At 69.0% G+C, this 21,709-nt stretch carries 23 protein-coding genes; 9 read left to right on the forward strand and 14 right to left on the reverse strand.

Annotation, left to right across the window (positions count from 1 at the left end):
• Positions 1–6 precede the first annotated feature (6 nt).
• Positions 7–1,839: a rhamnogalacturonan lyase gene (locus OHA25_RS36260; protein ID WP_327581419.1), complete on the reverse strand. Its 1,833-nt coding sequence runs from the start codon at positions 1,837–1,839 to the stop codon at positions 7–9.
• Positions 1,840–2,149: 310 nt separating this feature from the next.
• Here OHA25_RS36260 and OHA25_RS36265 point away from each other — a divergent pair, with 310 nt between their 5' ends.
• Together OHA25_RS36265 and OHA25_RS36270 are read left to right on the forward strand one after the other, a co-directional pair.
• Positions 2,150–3,034 (forward strand): TIGR03619 family F420-dependent LLM class oxidoreductase, encoded by an 885-nt coding sequence (locus OHA25_RS36265; RefSeq protein ID WP_327581420.1) that lies wholly within the window; start codon positions 2,150–2,152, stop codon positions 3,032–3,034.
• A gap of 108 nt (positions 3,035–3,142) precedes the next feature.
• Positions 3,143–4,696: an AMP-binding protein gene (locus OHA25_RS36270; RefSeq protein WP_327581421.1), complete on the forward strand. Its 1,554-nt coding sequence runs from the start codon at positions 3,143–3,145 to the stop codon at positions 4,694–4,696.
• Positions 4,697–4,737: 41 nt separating this feature from the next.
• On the opposite strand, the gene OHA25_RS36275 is transcribed toward OHA25_RS36270, so the two are convergent.
• The 4 genes from OHA25_RS36275 to OHA25_RS36290 all read right to left on the reverse strand — a co-directional run bounded on the left by OHA25_RS36275 (position 4,738) and on the right by OHA25_RS36290 (position 8,036).
• Entirely contained in the window at positions 4,738–5,511 is a 774-nt protein-coding gene (locus OHA25_RS36275; protein ID WP_327581422.1) for a TIGR03943 family putative permease subunit, read from the reverse strand.
• A complete protein-coding gene (locus tag OHA25_RS36280) occupies positions 5,508–6,161 on the reverse strand; it encodes a TIGR03943 family putative permease subunit (RefSeq protein ID WP_327581423.1) in 654 nt (217 codons plus the stop codon). Before OHA25_RS36280 ends, OHA25_RS36275 begins: the two co-directional genes overlap by 4 nt.
• Positions 6,158–7,147 (reverse strand): permease, encoded by a 990-nt coding sequence (locus OHA25_RS36285; RefSeq protein ID WP_327581424.1) that lies wholly within the window; start codon positions 7,145–7,147, stop codon positions 6,158–6,160. Before OHA25_RS36285 ends, OHA25_RS36280 begins: the two co-directional genes overlap by 4 nt.
• A 67-nt stretch (positions 7,148–7,214) precedes the next feature.
• Positions 7,215–8,036: an SDR family oxidoreductase gene (locus tag OHA25_RS36290; protein WP_327581425.1), complete on the reverse strand. Its 822-nt coding sequence runs from the start codon at positions 8,034–8,036 to the stop codon at positions 7,215–7,217.
• A gap of 365 nt (positions 8,037–8,401) precedes the next feature.
• On the opposite strand from OHA25_RS36290, the gene OHA25_RS36295 reads away from it, so the two are divergent.
• Positions 8,402–9,298, forward strand: coding sequence for an RNA polymerase sigma-70 factor (locus OHA25_RS36295; protein WP_327591088.1), 897 nt, complete (start codon positions 8,402–8,404; stop codon positions 9,296–9,298).
• A gap of 289 nt (positions 9,299–9,587) precedes the next feature.
• Complete coding sequence (locus OHA25_RS36300) at positions 9,588–9,854, forward strand: hypothetical protein (RefSeq protein ID WP_327581426.1); 267 nt, start codon at positions 9,588–9,590, stop codon at positions 9,852–9,854.
• A gap of 17 nt (positions 9,855–9,871) precedes the next feature.
• Here the strand turns inward: OHA25_RS36300 and OHA25_RS36305 are convergent, their stop codons facing one another.
• The 5 genes from OHA25_RS36305 to OHA25_RS36325 form a co-directional block, all read right to left on the reverse strand.
• The gene (locus tag OHA25_RS36305; protein ID WP_327581427.1) at positions 9,872–10,858 is read right to left on the reverse strand and encodes an NAD(P)-dependent alcohol dehydrogenase; all 987 of its coding nucleotides are present in this window, start codon (positions 10,856–10,858) and stop codon (positions 9,872–9,874) included.
• 318 nt (positions 10,859–11,176) lie between these two features.
• Entirely contained in the window at positions 11,177–11,845 is a 669-nt protein-coding gene (locus tag OHA25_RS36310) for a response regulator transcription factor (RefSeq protein WP_327581428.1), read from the reverse strand.
• Complete coding sequence (locus OHA25_RS36315) at positions 11,824–12,162, reverse strand: sensor histidine kinase (RefSeq protein WP_327581429.1); 339 nt, start codon at positions 12,160–12,162, stop codon at positions 11,824–11,826. Before OHA25_RS36315 ends, OHA25_RS36310 begins: the two co-directional genes overlap by 22 nt.
• 15 nt (positions 12,163–12,177) lie before the next feature.
• Entirely contained in the window at positions 12,178–13,263 is a 1,086-nt protein-coding gene (locus OHA25_RS36320; protein WP_327581430.1) for a transposase, read from the reverse strand.
• 86 nt (positions 13,264–13,349) lie between these two features.
• A complete protein-coding gene (locus tag OHA25_RS36325; protein WP_327581431.1) occupies positions 13,350–14,024 on the reverse strand; it encodes a TetR/AcrR family transcriptional regulator C-terminal domain-containing protein in 675 nt (224 codons plus the stop codon).
• Between the two features lie 225 nt (positions 14,025–14,249).
• Between OHA25_RS36325 and OHA25_RS36330 the strand changes: the two genes are divergently transcribed.
• The 3 genes from OHA25_RS36330 to OHA25_RS36340 all read left to right on the forward strand — a co-directional run bounded on the left by OHA25_RS36330 (position 14,250) and on the right by OHA25_RS36340 (position 16,697).
• The gene (locus OHA25_RS36330) at positions 14,250–14,831 is read left to right on the forward strand and encodes an NAD(P)-dependent alcohol dehydrogenase (protein ID WP_327581432.1); all 582 of its coding nucleotides are present in this window, start codon (positions 14,250–14,252) and stop codon (positions 14,829–14,831) included.
• A gap of 97 nt (positions 14,832–14,928) precedes the next feature.
• Complete coding sequence (locus OHA25_RS36335) at positions 14,929–15,417, forward strand: DUF6326 family protein (RefSeq protein ID WP_327581433.1); 489 nt, start codon at positions 14,929–14,931, stop codon at positions 15,415–15,417.
• Positions 15,418–15,857: 440 nt separating this feature from the next.
• Complete coding sequence (locus OHA25_RS36340; RefSeq protein ID WP_327581434.1) at positions 15,858–16,697, forward strand: IS5 family transposase; 840 nt, start codon at positions 15,858–15,860, stop codon at positions 16,695–16,697.
• 110 nt (positions 16,698–16,807) lie between these two features.
• On the opposite strand, the gene OHA25_RS36345 is transcribed toward OHA25_RS36340, so the two are convergent.
• Positions 16,808–17,488 (reverse strand): SDR family NAD(P)-dependent oxidoreductase, encoded by a 681-nt coding sequence (locus tag OHA25_RS36345; RefSeq protein WP_327581435.1) that lies wholly within the window; start codon positions 17,486–17,488, stop codon positions 16,808–16,810.
• Positions 17,489–17,568: 80 nt separating this feature from the next.
• Entirely contained in the window at positions 17,569–18,285 is a 717-nt protein-coding gene (locus tag OHA25_RS36350; RefSeq protein WP_327581436.1) for a DsbA family oxidoreductase, read from the reverse strand.
• 105 nt (positions 18,286–18,390) lie between these two features.
• Here OHA25_RS36350 and OHA25_RS36355 point away from each other — a divergent pair, with 105 nt between their 5' ends.
• Positions 18,391–18,792 (forward strand): winged helix-turn-helix transcriptional regulator, encoded by a 402-nt coding sequence (locus OHA25_RS36355; RefSeq protein ID WP_327581437.1) that lies wholly within the window; start codon positions 18,391–18,393, stop codon positions 18,790–18,792.
• A 314-nt stretch (positions 18,793–19,106) separates the two neighbouring features.
• Here the strand turns inward: OHA25_RS36355 and OHA25_RS61555 are convergent, their stop codons facing one another.
• Positions 19,107–19,484 (reverse strand): DUF4158 domain-containing protein, encoded by a 378-nt coding sequence (locus OHA25_RS61555; RefSeq protein WP_442941933.1) that lies wholly within the window; start codon positions 19,482–19,484, stop codon positions 19,107–19,109.
• 331 nt (positions 19,485–19,815) lie between these two features.
• Complete coding sequence (locus tag OHA25_RS36360; protein WP_327581438.1) at positions 19,816–20,763, reverse strand: quinone oxidoreductase family protein; 948 nt, start codon at positions 20,761–20,763, stop codon at positions 19,816–19,818.
• A gap of 92 nt (positions 20,764–20,855) precedes the next feature.
• Here OHA25_RS36360 and OHA25_RS36365 point away from each other — a divergent pair, with 92 nt between their 5' ends.
• Positions 20,856–21,335, forward strand: coding sequence for a MarR family winged helix-turn-helix transcriptional regulator (locus OHA25_RS36365; RefSeq protein WP_327581439.1), 480 nt, complete (start codon positions 20,856–20,858; stop codon positions 21,333–21,335).
• Positions 21,336–21,709 lie beyond the last annotated feature (374 nt).

Raw genomic sequence — 21,709 nt, forward strand, 5'->3', positions numbered from 1 at the left:
GTGAGCTCACCTCACGTAAATGTTTGGCCTGGGTGGTGTGGGCATGCGGTCGCCGATGAAGAAGCTCGTGTGCGGCGGCTGGTTGTAGGCGGTGTTCTGCCAGGCGATGGAGACCCGGTAGAGGGGGTCGTGCATCAGGGTGTAGATGCGGCGGTCGGTCGGCGTGGGCGTGGCGTAGACGCGCAGCGCGCGGTTGTCGCTGGTGGGCCAGACGACCTCCTCGCGCCAGTCGCCGAACAGGTCTCCCGACAGCGACGGCGTGGCCTTGGTGCCGTTGTTGGAGTGCACGCCCGACGCGGTCAGCAGGCGGGTGTCGGCGCTGGTGCCGTACTTGTCGATCCTGGTCTGGTCGAGCAGTTCCCGGACGGGGTCGCCGTCCCACCAGGCGAGGAAGTTGATGGAGGAGGGCTTGCGGCCGGCGGTATTGCCGGTGACGCTGCGCAGGTTCGCGTCCGCGGCCGACCAGAACTCGCTCGCGACCCTGACGGTCGAGATGTCGCCCGCCACGCCGCGGCCGTTGTCGCTGCCGGTCGGGGTGGACCACAGGATCTGGCCGTTGCGCGGGTCGATGTAGAGGGAGCCGGGCTGAGAGGTGGACTCGCTGACCTTGAAGTACTCCAGCCCGGCCCGGGCCGGGTCGAAGTCGCCCAGATGCTGGGCGTCGCCGTGGCCGGTACGCGTGGTCCACATGCCGGTGCCGTTGTCGTTCACGGCCATGGCCCCGTACACGATCTCGTCGCGGCCGTCGGCGTCGATGTCGCCGACGGACAGGCTGTGGCTGCCCTGGCCGGCCCACTGCGAGCCGGCGGAGTTGCTGTCGAAGGTCCACCGCTTGGTCAGCGTGCCGTTGCGGAAGTCCCAGGCGGCGATCACCGAGCGGGTGTAGTAGCCGCGGGCCATGATCAGCGATGGGCGCTCGCCGTCCAGGTACGCCGTGCCGGCCAGGAAGCGGTCCACCCGGTTGCCGTAGTTGTCGCCCCAGGAGGAGACCGTGCCGCGCGGCGGGTCGTAGCCGACCGTGGACATCGCGGCGCCGGTCAGGCCGTTGAACATGGTCAGGTACTCAGGGCCGGCCAGGATATAGCCGCTGGAGTTGCGGTGATCGGCGCTCGAACTGCCGATGACCGTGCCGGCGCCGTCCCTGGTGCCGTCGGCGGTCTTCATCGCGACCTCCGCCCGGCCGTCGCCGTCGTAGTCGTACACCTGGAACTGGGTGTAGTGCGCGCCGGCGCGGATGTTGCGGCCCAGGTCGATGCGCCACAGGCGGGTGCCGTTGAGCCGGTAGGCGTCGACGTACACGTTGCCGGTGTAGCCGGACTGGGAGTTGTCCTTGGCGTTGGAGGGGTCCCATTTCAGGACGAACTCATACTCCCCGTCGCCGTCGAGGTCGCCCACACTGGCGTCGTTGGCGCTGTAGGTGTACGCGACCCCGTCCGGCGTCGTGCCGCCCGAGGGCGGCTGGATCGGCACGTCGAGGTAGGAGCCGCCGGTGAAGCGGAGCGAGGCGGGTGAGGCGGCCTGCTCGACGCCGCCGACCACCGCCCGGACCGTGTACGAGGCCTCGGCCGCGGCGCCGTTGTCGAGGTAGTTGGTGGACGTGGTGAGTCCGGTGGCGACCCTGGTGGAGCCGCGGTACAGGTTGAACGAGACGCCGTCGGGGTCGGTGCCGAGCAGCCGCCAGGAGACGAGGTTGCCTGAGCCCGACCGCACGCTGATCAGCCCGCGGTCGAGGTCCTCCATCTGCTTGGTGGGCGGGGCCGCATGAGCGGGGGCTGCGGTCGTGGCGGTCGCCGCTGCGAGGGCGAGCACGACGGCCGCGCCGGCCTTTCTTAAGCGCATCGCGTGATCCTCTCCTAGGTGGTAAGCGCTTTCCCGGCGGGCAAAAAGAAAGTTTCATGGGGTCGGATGGACGGGTGTTAGCGTTAACGTCGCTGCCCCGACGCCTCGGAGGCGGGGTTGACCTGCGGGGACGGTCATGTGGCCTCCTCATCGGCGACGGGGTTTCGGGCAGCCGGGGCTCGGCGTATTAAAGCCCTCCTCACTCCCGGGCCGCAAGCGTCTGTGAAGACGAGGCGGGAGGGTTGCCTTGACGCCGGTGGCAGGGTTCTAGCGTGGTCGGGACCTGACTGCCGGACCGCCGGAGGCGCGCATGAGGATGACGTTCGGGACGACCTACAACACGGCCCACTTCGGCGCCGACCCCGAGGGGATCGTGGAGTTCGCCCGGCATGCCGAGGAGTGCGGCTTCGAGTCGCTGTACCTGCCCGAGCACGTGGTCCTGTATGCGGGTGCCAAGGTCGGGCCCTTCGTGCTCCCGCCCTCGCTGCCGTACGTGGATCCGCTCGACTGCCTGAGCTTCGTCGCCGCGGCCACCCGGCGGATCCTGCTCGGGACGGCGGTGCTGCTGCTGCCGTACCACCATCCGGTGACCCTCGCCAAGCGCCTGGCCACCGTCGACGTTCTGTCCAAGGGGCGGATGCGGCTGCTGACCGTGGGGCTGGGCGCCCTGCCGGGGGAGGCCCGGGCGGTGGGGGTGGATTTCGCCACGCGGGGGCGGCGCGCCGACGAGGCGATCGACGTGCTGCGGCTGCTGTGGGGCGGCGGCGAGGACGGCGTGGGCTTCGCGGGGGAGTTCTTCGCCTTCGACGACCTGTGCAGCTTCCCCAAGCCGCACGGGGTCGCCCGGTTGCCGATCCATGTCGGCGGATCGAGCCGGGCGGCGGCGCGCCGTGCCGGGAGCCGCGGCGACGGCTACTTTCCCGGCGGGGCGCTGGACGCCAGGGAACGGGCCGCGCAGTGGGAGCTCGCCCGGTCGGCCGCCGTCGAGGCCGGGCGGGATCCGCAGGCGCTGGAGTACACGCGGTGGGGGGCGATCGACATGACCGAGGAGGATGTCGAGAGGCTGGCGGGGCAGGGCGTGACCCGGATCGTGGTGAGTCCTGCCGCCGCGGAGCCGCAGGCGCGACGTGATGAGCTGTCGGCGTTCGCCGAACGATTCGGCCTACGCGCCGCCGCCGCGGCCGTCACCGGGTGATGAGCGGGCAGAGCGCGGCCACGTCCGGGCGGCGGGTGCCCGGGAGGGGTTCCAGGGCGGCGCGGGCGGGTACACGTACGGCCTGCGTGAGAAGGGCCGGGTGCGCCGATGATCGGAAGGCTGGCGGAGCTGGGCGGCTTCGGGATCGAGGCCGTGGTCACGCTCACCCGCAACGGGCTCTTGGCGCCGGTGCCGCCTGCCGCGCTGGCGCGCATGGTGGAGGCGTACCGGCACTTCCACGTGAGCCCCGCCGCGGGCGTGGCCATGGCGGCGGCGCGCTGGCCGGAGCGGCGGGCTGTCGTGGATGAGGCGGGGTCGCTCACGTTCGCCGAGCTGAACGAGCGGGCGGCGGCGCTGGCCTCCGGCCTGCGCGGGCGGCATGGCGTGGGTCCTGGGCGGACGGTGGCGGTCATGTGGCCCAACGATCGCGGCTTCGTGACCGCGGTCGCCGCAGTGTCGCGGCTGGGCGCGGACCTGCTGCTGCTCAACACCGGGCTGGCCGGGCCGCGGCTGCGGGAGGTGCTGCGGCGCGAAGGCGCGCACGCGCTCATCGCGGCGCCGGACCTGCCGCCGGTGGACTTCGCCGGCCCCCGCATCACCGACCTCGACGAGCTCACCCGCGAGGGCGGCCTGAGCGGCGCCGGCCCGCACGAGCCGCCGCGCCGGGCCGGGCGGCTGGTGCTGCTCACCTCCGGCACCACCGGCACGCCCAAGGGCGCGCCGCGCTCGTTGTCGCCGGCCGGGCTGGCCGAGCCGTTCATCTCCATGCTCGCCACCGTGCCGCTGCGCAGCGGTGAGCCCCTGCTCATCGCGCCGCCGCTGTTCCACGGTCTCGGCCTGCTCTGGTACGGGGCCGCGCTGGTGTTCGGCTGCCCGGTCGTCCTGCTGCGCCGCTTCGACGCCGGGGCCGTGCTCGACGCACTCGCCGCCGAGCGGGCCGGTGCGCTGGTGGCCGTGCCGATCATGCTGAAGCGGCTACTGGCCTGCGCGCCCCGCCCGCTGCCGGACCTGCGGGTGGTGCTCTGCGGTGGTTCGGCGCTCCCGCCTGCCCTGGGCACCGCCTTCATGGACGCCTATGGTGAGGTGCTCTACAACCTGTACGGCTCGACCGAGGCCGGCTGGGCCTCCCTGGCCACACCGGCCGACCTGCGTGCCGCCCCCGGCACCGTTGGCCGGCCGCCACGCGGCGCCACGGTCCGCGTCGCGGGCCCGGACGGCGCCGAGCAGCCACCGGGCGAGGTGGGCCGAGTGCTCGTGGCCGGCGGCCTGACGTTCACCGGCGCCGCGGACGGTCTGCTGATCACCGGCGACCTGGGGCACCGCGACGACAGCGGGCTGCTGTTCATCGACGGCCGCGACGACGACATGATCGTCTCCGGCGGTGAGAACGTCTTCCCGCAGGAGGTCGAGAACCTCCTGGCCCGCCGGCCCGGCGTCGCGGATGTGGCCGTGCTCGGCGTGCCGGACGAGGAGTACGGCCAGCGCCTGGCGGCGTTCGTGGTCCCGGAGGAGGGAACGGCGCTGTCGGCCGAGGAGCTCAGGCAGGCGGTCAAGGCGGAACTGGCCGGGTTCAAGGTGCCACGCGACATCACGTTCGTGGACTCCGTGCCGCGCAACCAGACCGGCAAGGTGGACCGCCTCAAACTCGTCCCTCGCGCCTGACGCAAGAAATCTACAATGTAAAGGCGCTCGTCTGGGTGTCGTTACTCATACGGTGCGTCCGGGGCGTCGACCGGCTCCACCTGGGTGGCGGCCAGTGCAGGCACGGCCGTCCGGGCGGCGGGGATCCAGGCCCCCGTGACGCGTACCCAGGTGTCGGCCGCGGGTGCGGGCGCGCCTTTGACGGTGACCTTCATCGTCTGGGCGTCGGCGGCGCAGCAGGCGATGCGCAGGCGGGCGAGGTGCCATCCGCCGGCCGATGGCACGGCGAAGCCGGTCAGCCGCACGTTCTTGCCCTTCAGTGAGGCAGGCGCGGACCAGGCGCGGCCGGCGAACTCGCTGATGGTCACGTCGTTGACCCGGCCGGTTTTCAGCGGTGGCAGTTTCGCGTCCACGACGGACGGCGGGGGAGGGGCGGGGGCGTGCTCGGCCCGCTGGACGGCGTACGAGCCGAGCGCGGGTGGTGCGATCAGGAAGATCACGGCCACGGGGAGGGCCAGCAGCCATGCCACCCGGATCTGTTCGCGGTGTTCCGCGTGGGCCGCCGGCGAGCTGGAGATCACAGGCTCGCGGCCGAGCAGCCGTGCCAGGTGCAGCTCTTCCTCGAGCACGGCCGGGGCGATCGCCGTCCGGCGTCGGCGCCGCCGTTCCGCGGCCGGGACCGCCACGCCGAGGACGGCGAGCACGGCGCCGGCGACGATCAACAGTGGCCGGAAGCCCGGCTTGACGTAGTTGGCGAAGTCGGCCGAGAAGACGGAGATCCACAGCAGTGCCCCGCCGAGCAGGAGCAGGAGCGAACTCTGGGAGGAGCGGTTCACGTGGGCTCCTCGTACGGTTCGGCGGGTGGTTCGATCCTGACGACTTCGGTCGCGGCGATGGCAGGCGGCACGTAGTCGGAGGGAATCCCGTCTTTCCACGGCACCCACGTGCCGGTGACGCGTACCCAGGAGTCCTCGGGCGGGGCGGGCGCGCCATTGACGGTCACTTCCAGGGCGAGCGCGTCGGCGGCGCAGCAGTTGATCCGCATCCTGGTCAGGTGCCAGCCGTGTCCGGATGTCACGACGAAGCCGGTCAGCCGGACCCGCCGGCCGGCCAGGGAGGTGCCGTGGGCGCGGCCGATGAACTCGCCGAGTGTCAGGTCGGCGGCCGGCGGCCCGGCGTAGGCGGTCGCGGGTGGGGGAGCGCCGGTGTGGCGGCGGGCCGCGTACGAGCCGAGCGGGGGCGGGGCGACCAGCACGATCGCGAAGACCGGCGCCGCGAGCAGCCATGCCACCCGGGGGGAGTGGCTGCCGGGCCGCCGCCGGAAGGCGGTCGCCAGACCGAGTGCGACCAGCACCGCGCCGGTCGCGACGAGCGCGGGCCGGAAGCCGGTTCTGACGTAGTTGGCGTACATCGCCGAGAACGCCGACACGCTCAGCAGGGTCGCACCGAGCACCACGAGCAGCCACCCCTGGGCCTGGCGGCTCACAGCAGTGCCCAGCCCGTGACGAAGCTGACGATGATCGCCAGGGCGAGCGTGAGCGGCAGGAACCGCCAGGCGAAGGCCCGGCCGAAGGTGCCGGCGTGCAGCGCGATCAGCTTCAGGTCCACGATCGGCCCGACCACCAGGAACGCCAGCTTCGCCGTCGGTGAGAACGTCGTGAGCGAGGCCGCCACGAACGCGTCGGCCTCGGAGCAGATCGACAGCAGCACCGCCAGGAACGCCAGCACCAGCACGGACACCACGGGTACTCCGCCGAGCGCGGTGAGCCATTCGCGGGGGATCACCACGTTCAGCGTCGCCGCGGCGAGGGCGCCGATGACCAGGTATCCGCCGGCGTGCAGCAGGTCGTGGCACATGGCGTCGAGGAAGGCGCCCCACCGGCCCTGTCCTGGTTCGGCGTGGCGGCGCGGGACGGGCAGCCAGGCGGCGCGACCGAGCCGCGCCCAGATCCAGCCCGCCAGCACGGCCACCGCCAGCGAGGCGGCGAAGCGGGCCACGACCATCGACGGGTCGCCGGGGAAGGCGACGGCGGTGGCCACGAGCACCACGGGGTTGATCGCGGGGGAGGCCAGCAGGAACGCCAGCGCCGCCGGCGCCGCCACACCCCGCGCCATGAGCCCGGAGGCCACCGGCACCGACGCGCATTCGCAGCCCGGCAGCACCGCCCCGGCGATGCCCGCCACCGGCACCGCCGCGTAGGGGCGGCGCGGCAGTGCCCGTGTCCAGAACGACGCGGGCACGAACGCCGTGATCGCCGCCGACAGCGCCACCCCGAACACCAGGAACGGGATCGCCTGCACGCAGACCGCCACGAACACCGTCGCCCACGTTTGCAGCGCCGGGTCGCTCAGGTGTGGCGCGAGCAGGAACCTGCCGGCCACCAACAGTCCCACCAGCACGAGAAACGCCCAGGGGAGCCCGAAGGCCGGGCTGGAGCGTTCGCGGGCCGGCCGGTCGGTTGCCGCGATCATCTGATGGTCGCCCTCCGTGGCCGGTTTTCGGAGGGTTCAGTATGGCATGCGGGGGTGACAACCGTTTTCAGCGTGTGAAGTGTCGGGCGTGCTCCCGTACCCACTGCTCGAACGTGCGCGGCTCCCGGCCGGTGATCTCCCGCACCGTCGGCACGACCGTGTAGGCCTCCGGGGGCGGGTCGCCCTGCCAGGAGGCCAGGAGCTCGATCAGCTCCTCGTCGAGGCCGGCGCGCCGCCACCGCTCGCGCGCCTGCTGCTCGGTCAGCTCGTCGAAGTGGAGCTCGCTGCCGAGCACCTTGCCGATCGTGGCCAGCCGCTGCCGGGCCGTGTACGGCTGCGGCCCGGTCAGTGTGTACGCCTTGCCGCCATGCCCGCCCCGGGCGAGCACCGCGGCGGCCACCGCGCCTACGTCGGCCTCGTGGATCACCGCCATGGGGACGTCGCCGAACGGCTCGGACACCCGTCCTTCTGCGCGGATGTCCGGCGCCCAGCCGAGTGTGTTGCTCATGAAGTCCACCGGCTGCAGGCGCGTCCATTCGACGTCGCCGCGTTCGAACGCCTCCTCCACGGGGCCGGGCCGCCCGTTCCAGAGCAGTGTCACGCGCCGCACCCCGGCCTCGGCGGTCATCGTGGCCAGCTGAGGGCCGGTGCGCAGCGTGGCGTAGTCGTCGCCGCCCACGGTCAGCAGGTGCACGCCGGTGACGCCGCGCAGCGCGGGCCGTACGCTGTCGGGGTCTGTCAGATCGCCTTCGGCCACCTCGACCTGGCCGGGGAGGCTAGCTCTGGCAGGGTGGCGGGTCAGGGCCCGCACCCGGTGGCCCAGGCGGAGCAACTCTTCGACGACATGCCGACCGGCCTTGCCGGTCGCTCCGGTCACGAGGAACGTCATGCCGCCGACGCTAGGGCAGGCTGCCGCCCGCCGCCTCGGCCTTTGGCCGGAGGCTCCGGGCGGACTTCCGTCCTAGGCCCCGCCTCAGGCGGTGCAGCTCGTCCGCTTATAAATCTACATTGTAAAGGCGATTCCATGGTGAGCACCTCTCGTAATAGCCCCCCAAAAACCCCGACTAGAGCAGCTACGAATGCCCGATGCCGATGGCTCGGCCTGACTGCGGAGGGAGTGCACTACGCTCTTTGCCGGTTTGGTGTCACAACAGGGCAGGGTCCGGCGTCTTGTGGGTGACACAGTCGAGAGCCGGCAGACAGGAGCCACCCATGGCCAGCGTTGCGGACAGCGCCGGAGGTCGCGGCGGGGACATGAGCGAGGAAGGCAGCTCGGACCCCGCTACTGACGCGTTCGTCGCCTACCGCAGCCTGCTGTTCACCGTCGCCTACGAGATGCTGGGCTCGGCCGCCGACGCCGAGGATGTCCTGCAGGAGACCTGGCTGCGGTGGGCGGACGTCGACTTGGACATGGTGCGGGATCAGCGGGCGTACCTGGTCAAGATCGCCACTCGGCAGGCGTTGACGCGGCTGCGTACGCTGGGCCGGCGCAAGGAGTCCTACGTCGGCCCTTGGCTGCCGGAGCCGTTGCTGACCGCGCCGGATGTGGCCGAGGATGTTGAGTTGGCCGAGAGCGTCTCGATGGCGATGCTGCTGGTGTTGGAGACGCTCACGCCGGCTGAGCGGGCGGTGTTCGTGCTGCGCGAGGTGTTCGATCTGGGTTATGACGAGATCGCGGAAGCGGTCGGCAAGAGCGCGTCCGCGGTCCGGCAGATCGCTCATCGGGCGCGGGCTCACGTGGCGGCGCGTCGGCCGCGTGGTGTGGTTTCCTCGGCCGAGACGCGTGGTGCGTTGGAGGCGTTCCAGCGGGCGGTCGAGACGGGTGATCTGCAGAGTCTGCTGGAGATCCTCGCCCCCGATGTCGTTCTTCTGAGTGATGGTGGTGGGGTCAAGCAGGCGGTGCCGCGGCCGATTGTGGGGGCCGGCAAGGTGGGTCGCTTGTGGGCGGCCGGCCTGGGAAAGGTCGGTGCCGCGATGTCGCTTGAGCTGGTGCAGGTCAACGGCGGTCCGGCGTTGCTCGTCCGGCTCAATGGGGAGATCGATGGTGTCTTGGCTGTGCGGGTCGAGGACGGTTTGGTCACTGGGCTCTACTATGTGCGTAATCCTGAGAAGCTGTCGCGTGTGGAGCGGGAGATTGCTGTGAGTCGCTGACTCCGGGATGTGATCGGGTTCCGCTGGCAGCTCGGGCGATGACGTTCGCTGCCCGATCCGTCGTCGTACCAGGACTGGGCTTGCTGTGGCCCGCTTGCTGGAATAAGGCGGGCCTGTCAGGCTTCGCGTATCAGCGTGGGGATGGACGATGGTTTCCTGCCTGGTGGCCCCTGCCGGCCATACGCGGATCGAGATCTCGGCCCTGGCCTGAGCCCGTCCATGCTCGGGAAGCCCGGGTGCGGTGCGGAGGCGGGTGTGAGGTCGCCGGTAGGGGGATGTCGATACCGGTGTGGACGGCGCGCCGATCGGTACGTGGCCGAGCGGGCGGTACGGCTCGTTGTTGGCCTTTCTGGTGACCTATCGGCATCCGCGGCCGTCGCGTGAGGCGCTTATGGAGACGTTCTGGCCTGGAGCCTCTCCTGAGGCGGAGCGCACCAACCTTCAGGTGGCGATTCACGGCGTACGGGGTGCCGTTAACCAACGTGACACCAGGATCTTGTTCGTGCAGACGGTTCCCGCGCTGATGGGCCTGGCCCTGGTTCTGCTGACCCGCTGAAGCCTTCCGGACCTCGGTCAGTTGCCGTTGTGCTCCATGGTGATCAGGACGCTGCCCTGCCTGCGGCCGGAATCGACGCGCCGGTGCGCGTCGGCGGCCTCTGCCAGCGGGTAGCGCCCGTCGATGGCCGCCCTCATCTGCCCTGCTTCGGTGATTTGAGTGAGGAAGCGCAGGTCTTCGGCCTTGTCGGTGGTGGGACGCAGGCCGGTGAAGGCGATGACCGCCCGCTTGTCACCGAACTTCCGCGTCCAGAACGACTGCAGGAGGATCCCCGGGGAGGGGACGGTCGACAGGTAGACGCCGCCACTGTTCAGCACGCGCCTGCTCCGCGAGAACGAGCTCTTGCCGGCGGCGTCGAAGACCACGTCATAGGTGCGGCCGACGCGAGTGAAGTCCTCTTTGGTGTAGTCGATGATTTCGTCGGCGCCCAGCGATTTCACCAGCTCCAGCTTGGCGGTGCTGCACACTCCGGTGACCCGCGCCCCGAAGTGCTTGGCAAGTCGCACCGCCGCCGCACCCACGCTGCCGGCGGCGCCGTTGATGAGGATCTCCTGCCCCTCGCGCAGATGTGCGTTGTCCCGGAGGAACGGCAGGGCGGTCAGTACGCCGTCCAGGACGGCGACGGCCTGAGCGTGGTCCAGGCCGGTCGGCATGACGGCCAGTGCTCCATCTTCGGGCAGGCGCACATACTCGGCGTGGGCGCCCAGTGCCGGACCGGTGTCCCCGAAGACTTGATCGCCCACGCTGAAGCGGGTTACGTCCTTGCCGACTGCCACGATCTCGCCGGCGAATTCGCCGCCTAGCGTCTTGGTCTTCGGCTTGATGGGACCGGTGAACATCCGCGCTAAGAACGGGCTACCTACGCGGAAGATGGCGTCCGTCGCGGTCACCAGGGCGGCGTGAATTCTCACCAGCACGTCCTTGTCGCCGGGGGCGGGGGTTTGGACCTCTTCGATGCCCAGAACGTCGGGGGCGCCGTACTTGTAGTAAGTCACTGCTCTCATGGGGTGTCCCTTCTTGAGTGGGGGTGCGGTGGGCGCCGGATCGCTCCATGTAAAGAACCTTTAACACGGTCTAACGTAAAGCACAGCAGACATCGTGTCAACTATTCTTAACATCAGTCGCCGGCCGGAAGGCGTCTCCGCAGGTCAAGAGGCATCCGGCGGATCGCCATGCCGCTAGGGACGAGATTGCCCACTTCAACAAGATCCCTTCGCCTCTCTCCTGGTCGAGAGAGGCGATCCATGTCAGGTCCTCAGCTCGATCAGTGCCCGGGAGGCGAGACGGCGGGCATCCGGGTCAGGCGCCGCCGGGGGTGAGGTTCAGCCGGTCAGGCCGGCGTCGTGGGCGAGCAGGGCGATCTGGGTGCGGTTGTTGAGGTCGAGTTTGTCGAGAATGCGCGAGATGTGGGCCTTCACGGTCGCGATGCTCATGAACAACTCGCCGCTGATCTCAGCGTTGGACCTGCCCCGGCCCACGGCGACGGCCGCCTCCCGCTCCCGTTCGCTGAGCAGGCTCAGCACGCGTACGGCGTGCTGCCGCCGGGCGGCGGCGCCGGTGTCGGCGACGTGGGCGATCAACTGGCGGGTCACCGTCGGCGACAAGATGGGCTCCCCGGCCGACACCCGTACGATCGCGCGCAGGATCTCGGCGGGCGGCGTGTGCTTGAGCAGGAAGCCGCTGGCCCCGGCGCGCAGGGCGCGCAGCACGTACTCGTCGGCGTCGAAGGTCGTCAGCACGACGACCTCGGGCGGGTCGGGCCGGGCACGCAGCAGCTCGGTGGCGGCCAGGCCGTCCAGCACGGGCATGCGGATGTCCATCAGGGCGCAGACCTCCACCGCGGCGGGCACCTCGGCTCCGCAGGCCGCCTCGCCCACCACGCTCAGCTCGGGCGAACCGCCGATGATCATCGCCAGGCCGGCCCGTACCAGCGGGTCGTCATCCACGATGAGAACCCGGATCGCGGCGTTCATCTCGGCCACGGCAGCCATGCCCACAGCCGGAACTCACCCGTGGCGGTCGGGCCGTACTCCAGCCGTCCACCGGCCAGGCCGGCCCGCTCGGCCAGGCCGATCAGGCCACTGCCGCCGCCCGGGATCCCGGCGACGGCGGTGGCGCCGGCCGGGTTGCGCACCTCGACCGTCAGCCCTTCCCCTGCCGCCCCGGCGACGGCCACCGACACCTGGCCGTCGCGGCCGTGCTTGCGGGCATTGGTCAGCTCTTCCTGCACGATCCGGTACGCGCCGCGCCCGATCGCCGCGGGCGCGGCCGCCGGTTCCCCCACCCGGCAGTCGAGCAGCACCCGCATGCCCGCGCGCCGTGACTAATCGACCAGGTCGGGAAGATCGGCCAGGGTGGGCTGGGGCTGCTCCGGCCCTTCCTCGGACCGGTCGAGGCCGGCGCGGAGCATGCCGATGACCTCGCGCAGATCCTCCAGCGCCCGGTGCGCGCTGTCGCGGATCACCCCGGCGGCTCGGGCGACCTCCTCGGGCGCGGCGTCGGGACGAAGCTCCAGCGCCCCGGCGTGCAGGCTGAGCAGGGACAGGCGGTGGGCGAGCACATCGTGCATCTCCCGGGCGATCCGGTCGCGTTCGGACTGGCGGACCTGGGCGAGGCGCAGTTCCCGCTCGGATTCGACCCGCCGGGCCCGTTCGCGCAGGGACTGCCGCCGGGCTCGTACGAACATCCCCCAGGCGAGCACCGCGGCGATGCAGGCGAAGCCCAGCAGGACCTGCCACCAGGGCGGCACCGGGACGTCCGGCCGGACCAGCGGCGTCAGGAACGGCACCAGCACGCACCCGGCCACGATCGGGCCGGCCACCGCGACGACCGTGTTCTTGAACCCTTGGTCGACCAGCGCTTTGGTCACGCTGCCCTCGGTGACGACGGCGGCCTGGTCCAGCAGGGCGATCCCGGCCGTGTTCTCGTGGGCTGAGGCCGCGAGCACGACGACCGCGATGACCAGGCCCAGCACGTCTACGGCCAGGCCTCGCTTGCGTCCCGGCACCTTCTTGGCGACGTCCCGGCCGGTCGTGGTGGCGGGGACGCCAGCCGCGACGTGGACGCTTTGGGTGTCCAGTACGACCAGGTTCGGGTCGGCTAATCGGCCCTTCTTCTCGCGCAGGTGCCAGCGCAGCAGGTCATGGATCGTCTTGTCGGTGCCGTCGTCGCGCCATTTGGCGAAGTAGTAGTACGTCGCGCCCTTGGGCGGCAGATCGTGCGGGAGATAGTCCCATTGGACGCCGGTTCGTCCCTGGTAGCGGATCGCGTTGACGATCTCCCGCAGCGCATAGTTGCCTTCGTGGCCGCTGACCGAGGGGTGCGCGGCCTTCCATGCCGTGAGGACCGGTTCGATCAACGCCCACTGAGCGTCGGTTAAGTCGCTCGGGTACGGCTTGCGCTCGGTCACCGCGCCATCCCAGCACAACTGGTCCCGCAGATTGGCGGTAACGCTACAAATCCACACGATCACATAACGACATCACGGATGGAGGCTCACGTAGGCACTCTCAGGGGCTCGAGGGCGACTAGGACGAGGTCGAGGCCGAAGGTGAACTCCTCCGCCGGGTCGTAGCCGGCGGCGGCGAGCACTGCGGCGGACTCGTTGAGGTAGGGGAACTCGTCAGGAGGAAGCTGGGGCAGGAAGACGTCCTCGGCCATGTCCGCGAACTCATCGGCGGTGTCGAATGGCAGGCTGGCTTCCTGCAGGGCGAAACCGTAGACATAGCTGTCGAGCAACCAGTTGGCGTGCGTCGCCATCAAGACCGGGAAGCCAGCCCTGCGCAGGCAGGCGGTGACCGCTTCGCGGTGGCGGAGGTTCGCGGGCCCCGGCGATGTCCGCGACTCCATCAGGCCGATCGCCCACGGGTGGCGTGCGAGAACCTGTCGGGCGGATACCGCCCGACGTCGCATCGCTGACTGCCAGTCGGTCTCTTCAGGCGGGAGCTCGATCTCCTCGAACACGACGTCGATCATGGCGTCCAGCAACTCTTCCTTACTCGCCACGTAGTAGTAGAGCGACATCGCGCCCGCGCCGAGCGCGCGAGCCAGCCGGCGCATGCTCAGCTCGCCGACCCCCTCGCGGTCGGCGAGCCGGACCGCCTCGACCACCACCCGTTTCTTGCTCAGCCCCGCATCTGACGCGACCTGGCGTCGTTCCCTCGCAGACAACGGGTCTCCTCGCTCCCTCGAACGGCTTGACAATCGTTCAGCGCACGGTCATGGTACAGCGTACTACTCGTAGTACAGCGTACGACGTACGATGTACGAATCAGCGAGAGTCGTAGCTCGGACGCGAGGAGGCTTCTGTGGGAATCGAACAGCGATCGAATGCCGGAGCACACCTGGTGACGGGGGCGAGTCCGGCCGGGGCGACGACGATGCGGGCCGCCCTCAGTGCTCGAGTCGTCCGAGGTCGGGCTACCGCTGCCCGGTCGAGGCGATGTGCTCGTCCAGGTGGGCGCGGCCTCGGTACATCCTGGCGCCTACTTCGTCATGACCGGTGAGCCGTACGTGGTGCGCTTGGCGTTCAGGCTTCGCCGGCCGCGCCACGGCATCCCTGGCAGGGACCTCGCTGGCGTGGCGGCAGCGGTCGGGAAGGATGTCACCGCTCTCCGCCCCGGCGACGAGGTGTTCGGCCAGAGCACCGCTGGAACGCTCGCGGAGTCCGCCTGCGTCCCGGCGGACAACCTCTTGTCCGTGCCCGCCAACCTGTCGGCCGTGGACGCGCCAGCGGTGCCCACCTCGGCCATGGCGGCGCTGCAGGCATTGCGCAAGATCGCGAACGTTCGACCGGGCCAGACGGTGCTGGTCACGGGCACGTCGGGCGGCGTGGGCTCCTTCGCCGTACAGATCGCCAAGGCGTTTGGCGCCGACGTTGCGGGTGTGTGCAGCACCCGCAACGTCGGCGAAGCAGCCGACGCCCTCCGCTACGTCGCGGCCGGCCACACCCGAGGGAAGGTCGTCGTCACCGTCTGACGACCGGACCGACGAGAACGACCCAACCCCGTGCGTATGTACGCCCCAACCTGCCGCCACTCCGGCGGACGGACCGCTCCTCTCGAAAGAAGAACCGATGACCATCCGGACGAAAACCCCGAACCTGCTCGACAACCCGCCGGTCCCCGTGCAGGCCAAGCTCGCCGCCGCATGGACCAGCTTCATGTTCCTCTACATCTACGTCGACTACTTCCACCTTTACAAGCCTGGCACCGTCGACAACATCCTGGCTGGCGTCGTCTTTGAGTTCGACATCAGCCCGACGTTGTTGACCGTTATGCTCGCGTCCGTGGCGATCCCGGCCCTGATGGTGATGCTCTCCATGATGCTGCCCGCCCGGGTGAACCGCGCAACGAACCTCGTCGTTGCATCGCTCTACATCCCCTACTCGGTGTTCAACGCGGTAGGGGAGTCCTGGGACTGGGCCCCCTTCTACGGCCTCTCCATCGGAATCGAGGTGCTGCTCCTGGCCTTCATCCTGCGCTCCGCCTGGACATGGCCTCGAACCCCCGCCGTCCCAGCCGGTCCCGCGACGACCGACCTTCGACAGGACCTTCGACAGTAGGTGTCCGTGTAAAGCCCTACGGCGTGAAGCCCGCCGCCGCGGACACCGGGCCGACCGTGACCAGCTCAGTTGCGGTATACGCAGAGAACCTGCTCACGAGCGGTCCAGTGTCCGCGCCAGCCGCGCCCGTAGGCCGAACGGCGGCTGACCGACCAGCAGACCTCATCCAACCAACCGCAACGACGAAAGGGGCATTAGCTCGCTTAACGCACTCTTAGTGGGCGTTTAGGTATGGCCGGTTAGCATATGCCCGCTCTGCGGTCGCAGACTTTTGAGCTCTTCGCCCTAAAGGAGTAGATTTGAGTAGTCCTCATCGCCGATGAGAGCACTCGCTTGATTATCAAATGACGCTCAAATTCCGTCTAGTCTAGAAACGTGGCAGAAACTCCCTACCAGTCGAAGACCACTACCGATCACATGTTTCTGGTAAAAGTTCCGCCATGAGCAACCGGAAGCCGTACCCCAGTGACATATCCGACGCCCGCTGGGCCTTAATCGAACCCACCTTAACCGCCTGGCGGCAAGCCCGACTCGACCGCCGGCCCACCGGTCAACCAGCCTCAGTCGAACTACGGGACGTCTTCAACGCGATCCTATATGTCAACCGCACGGGAATCGCCTGGAAATACCTACCGCACGACTTCCCCTCGTACAACACCGTCTACGCCTACTACGCAGCCTGGCGCGACGAAGGAATTTTCGCACAACTCAACTACGAGCTGACCGGCCTGGCCCGCGTCAAGGAAGGCCGCACGGCCGAACCGACCGCGTGCATCATGGACACCCAGAGCGTGAAGACCTCCACCAACGTGCCCCTCACCAGCCAAGGAACCGACGCCGCAAAGAAAATCGTCGGCCGCAAGCGAGGCATCGTCACCGACACGCTCGGCCTCATCCTCGCCGTGGCCGTCGCCGCCGCAGGCCTGTCCGACAACCTGATCGGCAAAGGACTTCTCGACCAAACCAAAAGCGCCTACCCGACGATATCCAAAACCTGGGTCGACACCGGCTTCAAGAACGCCGCAATCGAACACGGCGCCAGATTAGGCATCGACGTCGAAGTCGTCTCCAGAAAATCCGAGACCCGTGGATTCCACGTCGTCAAACGCCGCTGGATCGTCGAACGCAGCCTGGGCTGGCTCATGCTGTACCGCCGTTTAACCCGCGATTATGAAACCCTGCCCGCCAGTTCCCAAGCCATGATCCATATCGCTTCAATCAACAACCTGACCAAGCGCATAACGGACGAGAATACTCCAACCTGGCGAGGCACCTACTAGAACATAAGCCGCAAACTACTCAAATCAAACGCCTTCTTAGAACCCACATTCTTTGTTCTCCTGCCGGCCTGCGGGCGAATGCCCCCCGGGAGCGGGGGCGGGCCGGCCGGTCAGGCGTTGAAGACGGCCTCGGAGCGGTCGCGGTTTTCGTGCAGGTCCCAGTACAGGGGGGCGATCTGCTCGGGCGTGGCCGTCGGGCTGCCGTCCGGGCCGCCCCCGCCGATCCAGACGTTGATCGCCACGTGGGCGGCGTGCACGCCGCTGCCGGCCAGTTCCTTGTTCAGGTTGATCACCCAGTTGCGCAGAGCTGCTTGGGCCGGGTTGGCGTTGCCGAACATCGGCACCGGGTCCACGGAACCGCCGCCGGTGGTGAACAGCAGGGTCCCGGCGTCCGCCTCGCGCATCGCGGGCAGCACCGCCTGGGCCGCCGTGATGGCGCCGTAGAAGGCGTACTCGATCATCGGCTGCAGATTGTCCACCGTGACCTCCGAGGGAGCGGCCAGGGTGAGGCCGGGCACCGGGGAATGCGGGGCCGGGGAGTACTCCAGTACGTCGATGCCGCCGAAGCGGGCCTTGGCCGCGTCCAGGGCATCGGTCAGTGAGGCGCGGTCGAGGATGTCGGCGGGGAACGCGGCGGCCGTGATGCCTTCCTGGCCGAGCTGGCCGGCCAGCGTTTCCAGCTTCTCCTTGGTGCGGGCGATCAGGGCGACGTCGAAGCCGCGGCTGCCGAAGGTGCGGGCGATGGCCAGGCCCATGCCGGGGCCGGCGCCGACGATGGCGAGAGTGGGCACAGTGAGATCTCTTTCGTGTTGTGACCGCCGGGGACATGCGGAGATCGGATGCCCGGCAGGCGTGTGGTCAGGTGTGTCGATCAGGCGTGGTCGGCGGGAACCGTGCAGCCGTCCGGGCCGCAGATCGTCGCGTCGTTGTCGGCGACGAGCACGGTCGGGTGGGTCTCGTCCCAGACCTGGCGCATGATGCTGAGCAGGGTGTCGGTGTCCTGCGCTCCGGGAAGGGCGTATCGGCCGTCGACCACGATGTACGGCGTGCCGGTGGCCCCCAGACGCTGCGCCGACTCCATGTCGTCCTGGACCTGCTGCCCGAAGCGGCCCTCGGTGAGCACGCGCCGGGTCTTCTCGCGCTCCAGGCCGATCTCGTCGGCCAGGCCGAGCAGGTCGTCGAGGTCGAAGACGGGCCGCGCCTGGCCGAAGTAGGCCCGGAAGATCGCGTTCCACGCGACGCGGTTCTTGCCCTCCGCCGAGGCGTGGGCGAGGAACTCGTGGGCGAGCCGGGTGTTGCCGACCTGATTGTCCAGCACCCGGTAGGGGCTCAGGCCCTCCTGCTCGGCCATCGCCTCGATCTGGCGGGTCGACGCCTCCAGGCGGGCGCCGGCCAGGCCGTACCTGCGCAGCAGGGCCTCGCGGACGCTGATCGTGCTGCCGGCGGGGAAACCGTCGCTCAGCGGGAACGAGCGGTGGATCACTTCCACCTCCTCACCGTGCTCGAACCGCTCCACGGCGCGGTCCAGGCGGTGGCTGCCCAGGCCGCACCAGGGGCAGGCGATCTCGGACCATATCTCGACTCTCACAGCTCACCTCCAATTCCTACTTTTTGTGCGTAGCGCCATGATGGACCAGTATGGAAGGCCGTACAAAAGGCACATCGATGTGCGTGCCGGAAGGGAATGTGCGCCATGGACGTCGCAGCCCGGTCAGGTGCCGCAGCAGACCGAGGACCGTGCGCCGGCATCCCCGCCGAGCAGATGGACTTCATCCGCCAGGTACTGGACCGCGTCGGGGACAAGTGGAGCCTGCTGGTGATCGCCGCACTTGAGGCCGGCCCGCTGCGCTACACCGACCTGCAGCACGACGTCCCCGGCATCTCTCAGCGGATGCTCACCCTCACCGTGCGCCAGCTCCAGCAGGACGGCCTGGTGACCCGGACCGCCTACGCGGAGGTGCCGCCGCGTGTGGAGTACGCTCTCACCCCCCTGGGCCGCAGCCTCCACCAGATCGTCACGTCCCTGATCACCTGGGTCGCCGACCACCACGGCCAGATCCGCGAACACCGGGACCACACCGCCACCAGGCCCTGATGCCCGACCCGTTTCGGGCACGCGACGGCGGCTTGAGCGAGACAACCGCAAGACGTTCAACACGCAGATTTGACGGGGAACGACAGGGACTCCCTGATCGTGTTCGCGGGTGCCCTCACTGTGATACCGCTCCTTTGCCCCCGGCCTGCGCGACCGCGCCGGCCGGGTCAGCGTGCTGATGCCCGGCAGTAGCACGTCGTTCTGGCGCAGTCAGCGCACCGCGTACTGGAACAATGCGGTCGGGCCGTCGCCGGTGTTCCACGCGTGCGCCCGTACCTTGCCCGCCAGCTCGGCCTCGGCCGAGGCGAAGTCCTTCAGCCCGAACGCCTTGGCGATCTCCCAGTTGTGTTCCAGCCGCGTCTTGTCCCGCTCGTGTAGCGCTTCACGCAGGACGGATCCTCGATCCCCACCTGGGCGGCGACGACGTCCAGGACCTCGTTCGGCACCTCCAGCGGATCAGCCAGAAAACGTCCGAGGTAGCGCACGGTCACGAGCTGGAGAGCGAAGCCGCATCTGATATGTCGGCCGCGATGTCCCCTATGAGGGCCATGTCCTCGTTGTCGAGAAAAAGATCTTCTCCATCTCGGCCCGGGAGGGCGGACCGGCATAACGGCCATACTTCGCCGCTTCTGAGTCGCTCGAGAAGTCGACAGGCATGCACGCAACGTATGATCCAACAGACACAGCGTCATCAGGGCGACATGACCGTTACCAATCGATACCTACTGTTACACAATGTAGATCAAAGTTGCGCTGTGAGACCGAACGGAATCCAGCGTTAACCACGTCCGGAAGGTGGACGTGGTCGGCGCCGATGCGGCTGTGGGATGCCTCGATGAGTTGTTCGATCTTGGGTGTGAACTCATCGATCATCTTCCTTCTCCGGGCCGGGGCGGTGGGGTCCGCCCGGCCCGGCGTAGTGCGACGTAGCGCCGGACCGTGTGGTGGTCGCAGCCGGCGAGGTCGCCGGCCTTGCGGTAGTTGTCGGCCTTGCGGTGGTTGTCGGTCAGATCCGGACTGGCGTCATCCGATCCGGATGATGCTCTTGCCGCGGGTCGCTCCGCCGGCGAGGTCGGCGATGGCGGTCTCGACGTCGGCCAGTTCGTATTCGGCGGTGATGTCGATGTCGACCTTGCCGTTCCCGACCAGTTCCAGCGCGTGGCGTGCACTGTCGGCGAGCCGCTCGGGATGGGTCTGGCTGAGCAGGTTGCTGTTGTAGGTCAGCATCGACGTGCCCTGCATGAGCAGATCGTTGGCCGAGACCGAGACCGGCTCGAAGGTGGCGATGTTGCCGTAGACCACGATCCGGCCGTGTGGTGCCAGGCGTTCCAGGTTGGCCAGCCGGGTCTGGCCGCCGATGGGATCGAGGATCACATCGAAGTGCTCCCCGTCCAGTGCGTGGGGGAACTCCTCGCGGCTGAGCACCTGGTCATAACCGCGTTGCCGCGCGTAGTCGACCTGCCCCGCATGTCCCACGACGCCCACGACTCGCCCCGCGCCGACAGCCCGGGCGAACTGCCCCGCGAGTGTGCCGACTCCGCCGGCTGCCGCGTGGATCAGGACGCTCTGGCCCGGTTGGACTCCCGCGACGGTGTTGATCAGGTCGTAGGCGGTGGAGGTGACCCAGCCGAACGCGGCGGCGGTCTGCGAGTCCATGGTGGGTGCCGCGATCGCCAGCACCGAGGAGACGACGACGACTTCCGCGAAGCCGCCTGAACTGGTCAGCGCGATGACGTGCTCACCGACGCGTGCCGGATCGACACCCTCGCCGACCGCGATGATCTGCCCGGATGCTTCGAAGCCGGGCACGAAGGGGCGAGGAGCCGGGAATTGGCCGTCGCGGATCAGCACATCCCCCCACTGAACGCCCGCGTAGGCGACACGGATCGCCACCTCCCCGTGCCCCGCGGTGGGCTCGGCGATCTCGGTCACGTGGAGCTGGTCGTCGGCGGCGAGCACGACAGCCTTCATAGTTCACAACCTTCGTCGTTGACTCAGTATCCTGATACTCAGACGCTAGCGAGTCTCAGGATACTGAGTCAAGTGAGGAAGCTGTGACAGCCATGGCCGACGTGACCGCCGAGGAATATCTGTGCACCAGGATCCGCCGCGCCGAACAGGCCCTGATGGCCCATCACGAAGCCGCCCTGCGTACCTATGGGCTGACCATGACCCAGTACACGGTGCTGCTGACCCTCTCCCGCGATGACGGCATGTCCGGCGCTCAACTGGCCCGCGCCTGCGGCGTCACCCAGCAGAGCATGGCCACGGTCCTCACCGGCATGCAGGCCAAGGGCCTCATCGACCGGAAGCCGTCGCCCGTGCACGCCAAAGTCATGATCGCCACCCTCACCGACGCCGGTCGGCACCACCTCAACGGGGCCTACCAAGAAGTCAACGCGCTCGAGAAAGCCTTCATCGACACGTTCACCCCAGCCGAGCACAGGCAGTTCTGCGACCTCCTCGATCGAGCCACCGAAACTCTGATCGAACAGACCCCCCGCCCCGCTAAGTCACCATCCCCTCGCCCCCCATCGACCTGAGCCGAGCCGGGGAGAACCGCTGTCCGCCCACGTGTTACATCCCGTGTCCGCAGCTGGGGAAGGTCTTCTGTCCGCGAACATGCCACGGAGCCACTCGCCTCAAGGCCAAGGCCGTGTCGTGAAGGGGGCAGGCCAAGGACGGGAGAAAAGGACAGTGGGCTGCGGACCTGATACGGCCGACGACACGGATGAGACGTCGCGGCCGTGGCTGACAGGGCTGGTGGCGGGGAGCATGGTCGCCCCGGGCGAAGGGGACATCGTGGTCACCGATGATCGCCTGGTCGAGGGGTTGGACGCCGGCGGGAACCCGGTGTACCCGGGTCTGCCGCCGCGCGGGCGAGGCGATCCGCCTGCGATAGGTCCTCGCCGCGTTC

Origin of the sequence: Nonomuraea sp. NBC_00507, assembly GCF_036013525.1 — a bacterium.
Lineage (GTDB): Bacteria > Actinomycetota > Actinomycetes > Streptosporangiales > Streptosporangiaceae > Nonomuraea.

What these genes read in the sequence shown, in the direction of transcription:
- OHA25_RS36285 (WP_327581424.1), bottom strand. Translation starts at nt 7,147, where the DNA reads ATGATCGCGGCAACCGACCGGCCGGCCCGCGAACGCTCCAGCCCGGCC.
- OHA25_RS36265 (WP_327581420.1), top strand. Translation starts at nt 2,150, where the DNA reads ATGAGGATGACGTTCGGGACGACCTACAACACGGCCCACTTCGGCGCC.
- OHA25_RS36260 (WP_327581419.1), bottom strand. Translation starts at nt 1,839, where the DNA reads ATGCGCTTAAGAAAGGCCGGCGCGGCCGTCGTGCTCGCCCTCGCAGCG.
- OHA25_RS36270 (WP_327581421.1), top strand. Translation starts at nt 3,143, where the DNA reads ATGATCGGAAGGCTGGCGGAGCTGGGCGGCTTCGGGATCGAGGCCGTG.
- OHA25_RS36355 (WP_327581437.1), top strand. Translation starts at nt 18,391, where the DNA reads ATGGACGTCGCAGCCCGGTCAGGTGCCGCAGCAGACCGAGGACCGTGC.
- OHA25_RS61555 (WP_442941933.1), bottom strand. Translation starts at nt 19,484, where the DNA reads ATGACGCTGTGTCTGTTGGATCATACGTTGCGTGCATGCCTGTCGACT.
- OHA25_RS36305 (WP_327581427.1), bottom strand. Translation starts at nt 10,858, where the DNA reads ATGAGAGCAGTGACTTACTACAAGTACGGCGCCCCCGACGTTCTGGGC.
- OHA25_RS36360 (WP_327581438.1), bottom strand. Translation starts at nt 20,763, where the DNA reads ATGAAGGCTGTCGTGCTCGCCGCCGACGACCAGCTCCACGTGACCGAG.
- OHA25_RS36295 (WP_327591088.1), top strand. Translation starts at nt 8,402, where the DNA reads ATGAGCGAGGAAGGCAGCTCGGACCCCGCTACTGACGCGTTCGTCGCC.
- OHA25_RS36315 (WP_327581429.1), bottom strand. Translation starts at nt 12,162, where the DNA reads ATGCGGGTGCTGCTCGACTGCCGGGTGGGGGAACCGGCGGCCGCGCCC.
- OHA25_RS36310 (WP_327581428.1), bottom strand. Translation starts at nt 11,845, where the DNA reads ATGGCTGCCGTGGCCGAGATGAACGCCGCGATCCGGGTTCTCATCGTG.
- OHA25_RS36340 (WP_327581434.1), top strand. Translation starts at nt 15,858, where the DNA reads ATGAGCAACCGGAAGCCGTACCCCAGTGACATATCCGACGCCCGCTGG.
- OHA25_RS36335 (WP_327581433.1), top strand. Translation starts at nt 14,929, where the DNA reads ATGACCATCCGGACGAAAACCCCGAACCTGCTCGACAACCCGCCGGTC.
- OHA25_RS36365 (WP_327581439.1), top strand. Translation starts at nt 20,856, where the DNA reads ATGGCCGACGTGACCGCCGAGGAATATCTGTGCACCAGGATCCGCCGC.
- OHA25_RS36290 (WP_327581425.1), bottom strand. Translation starts at nt 8,036, where the DNA reads ATGACGTTCCTCGTGACCGGAGCGACCGGCAAGGCCGGTCGGCATGTC.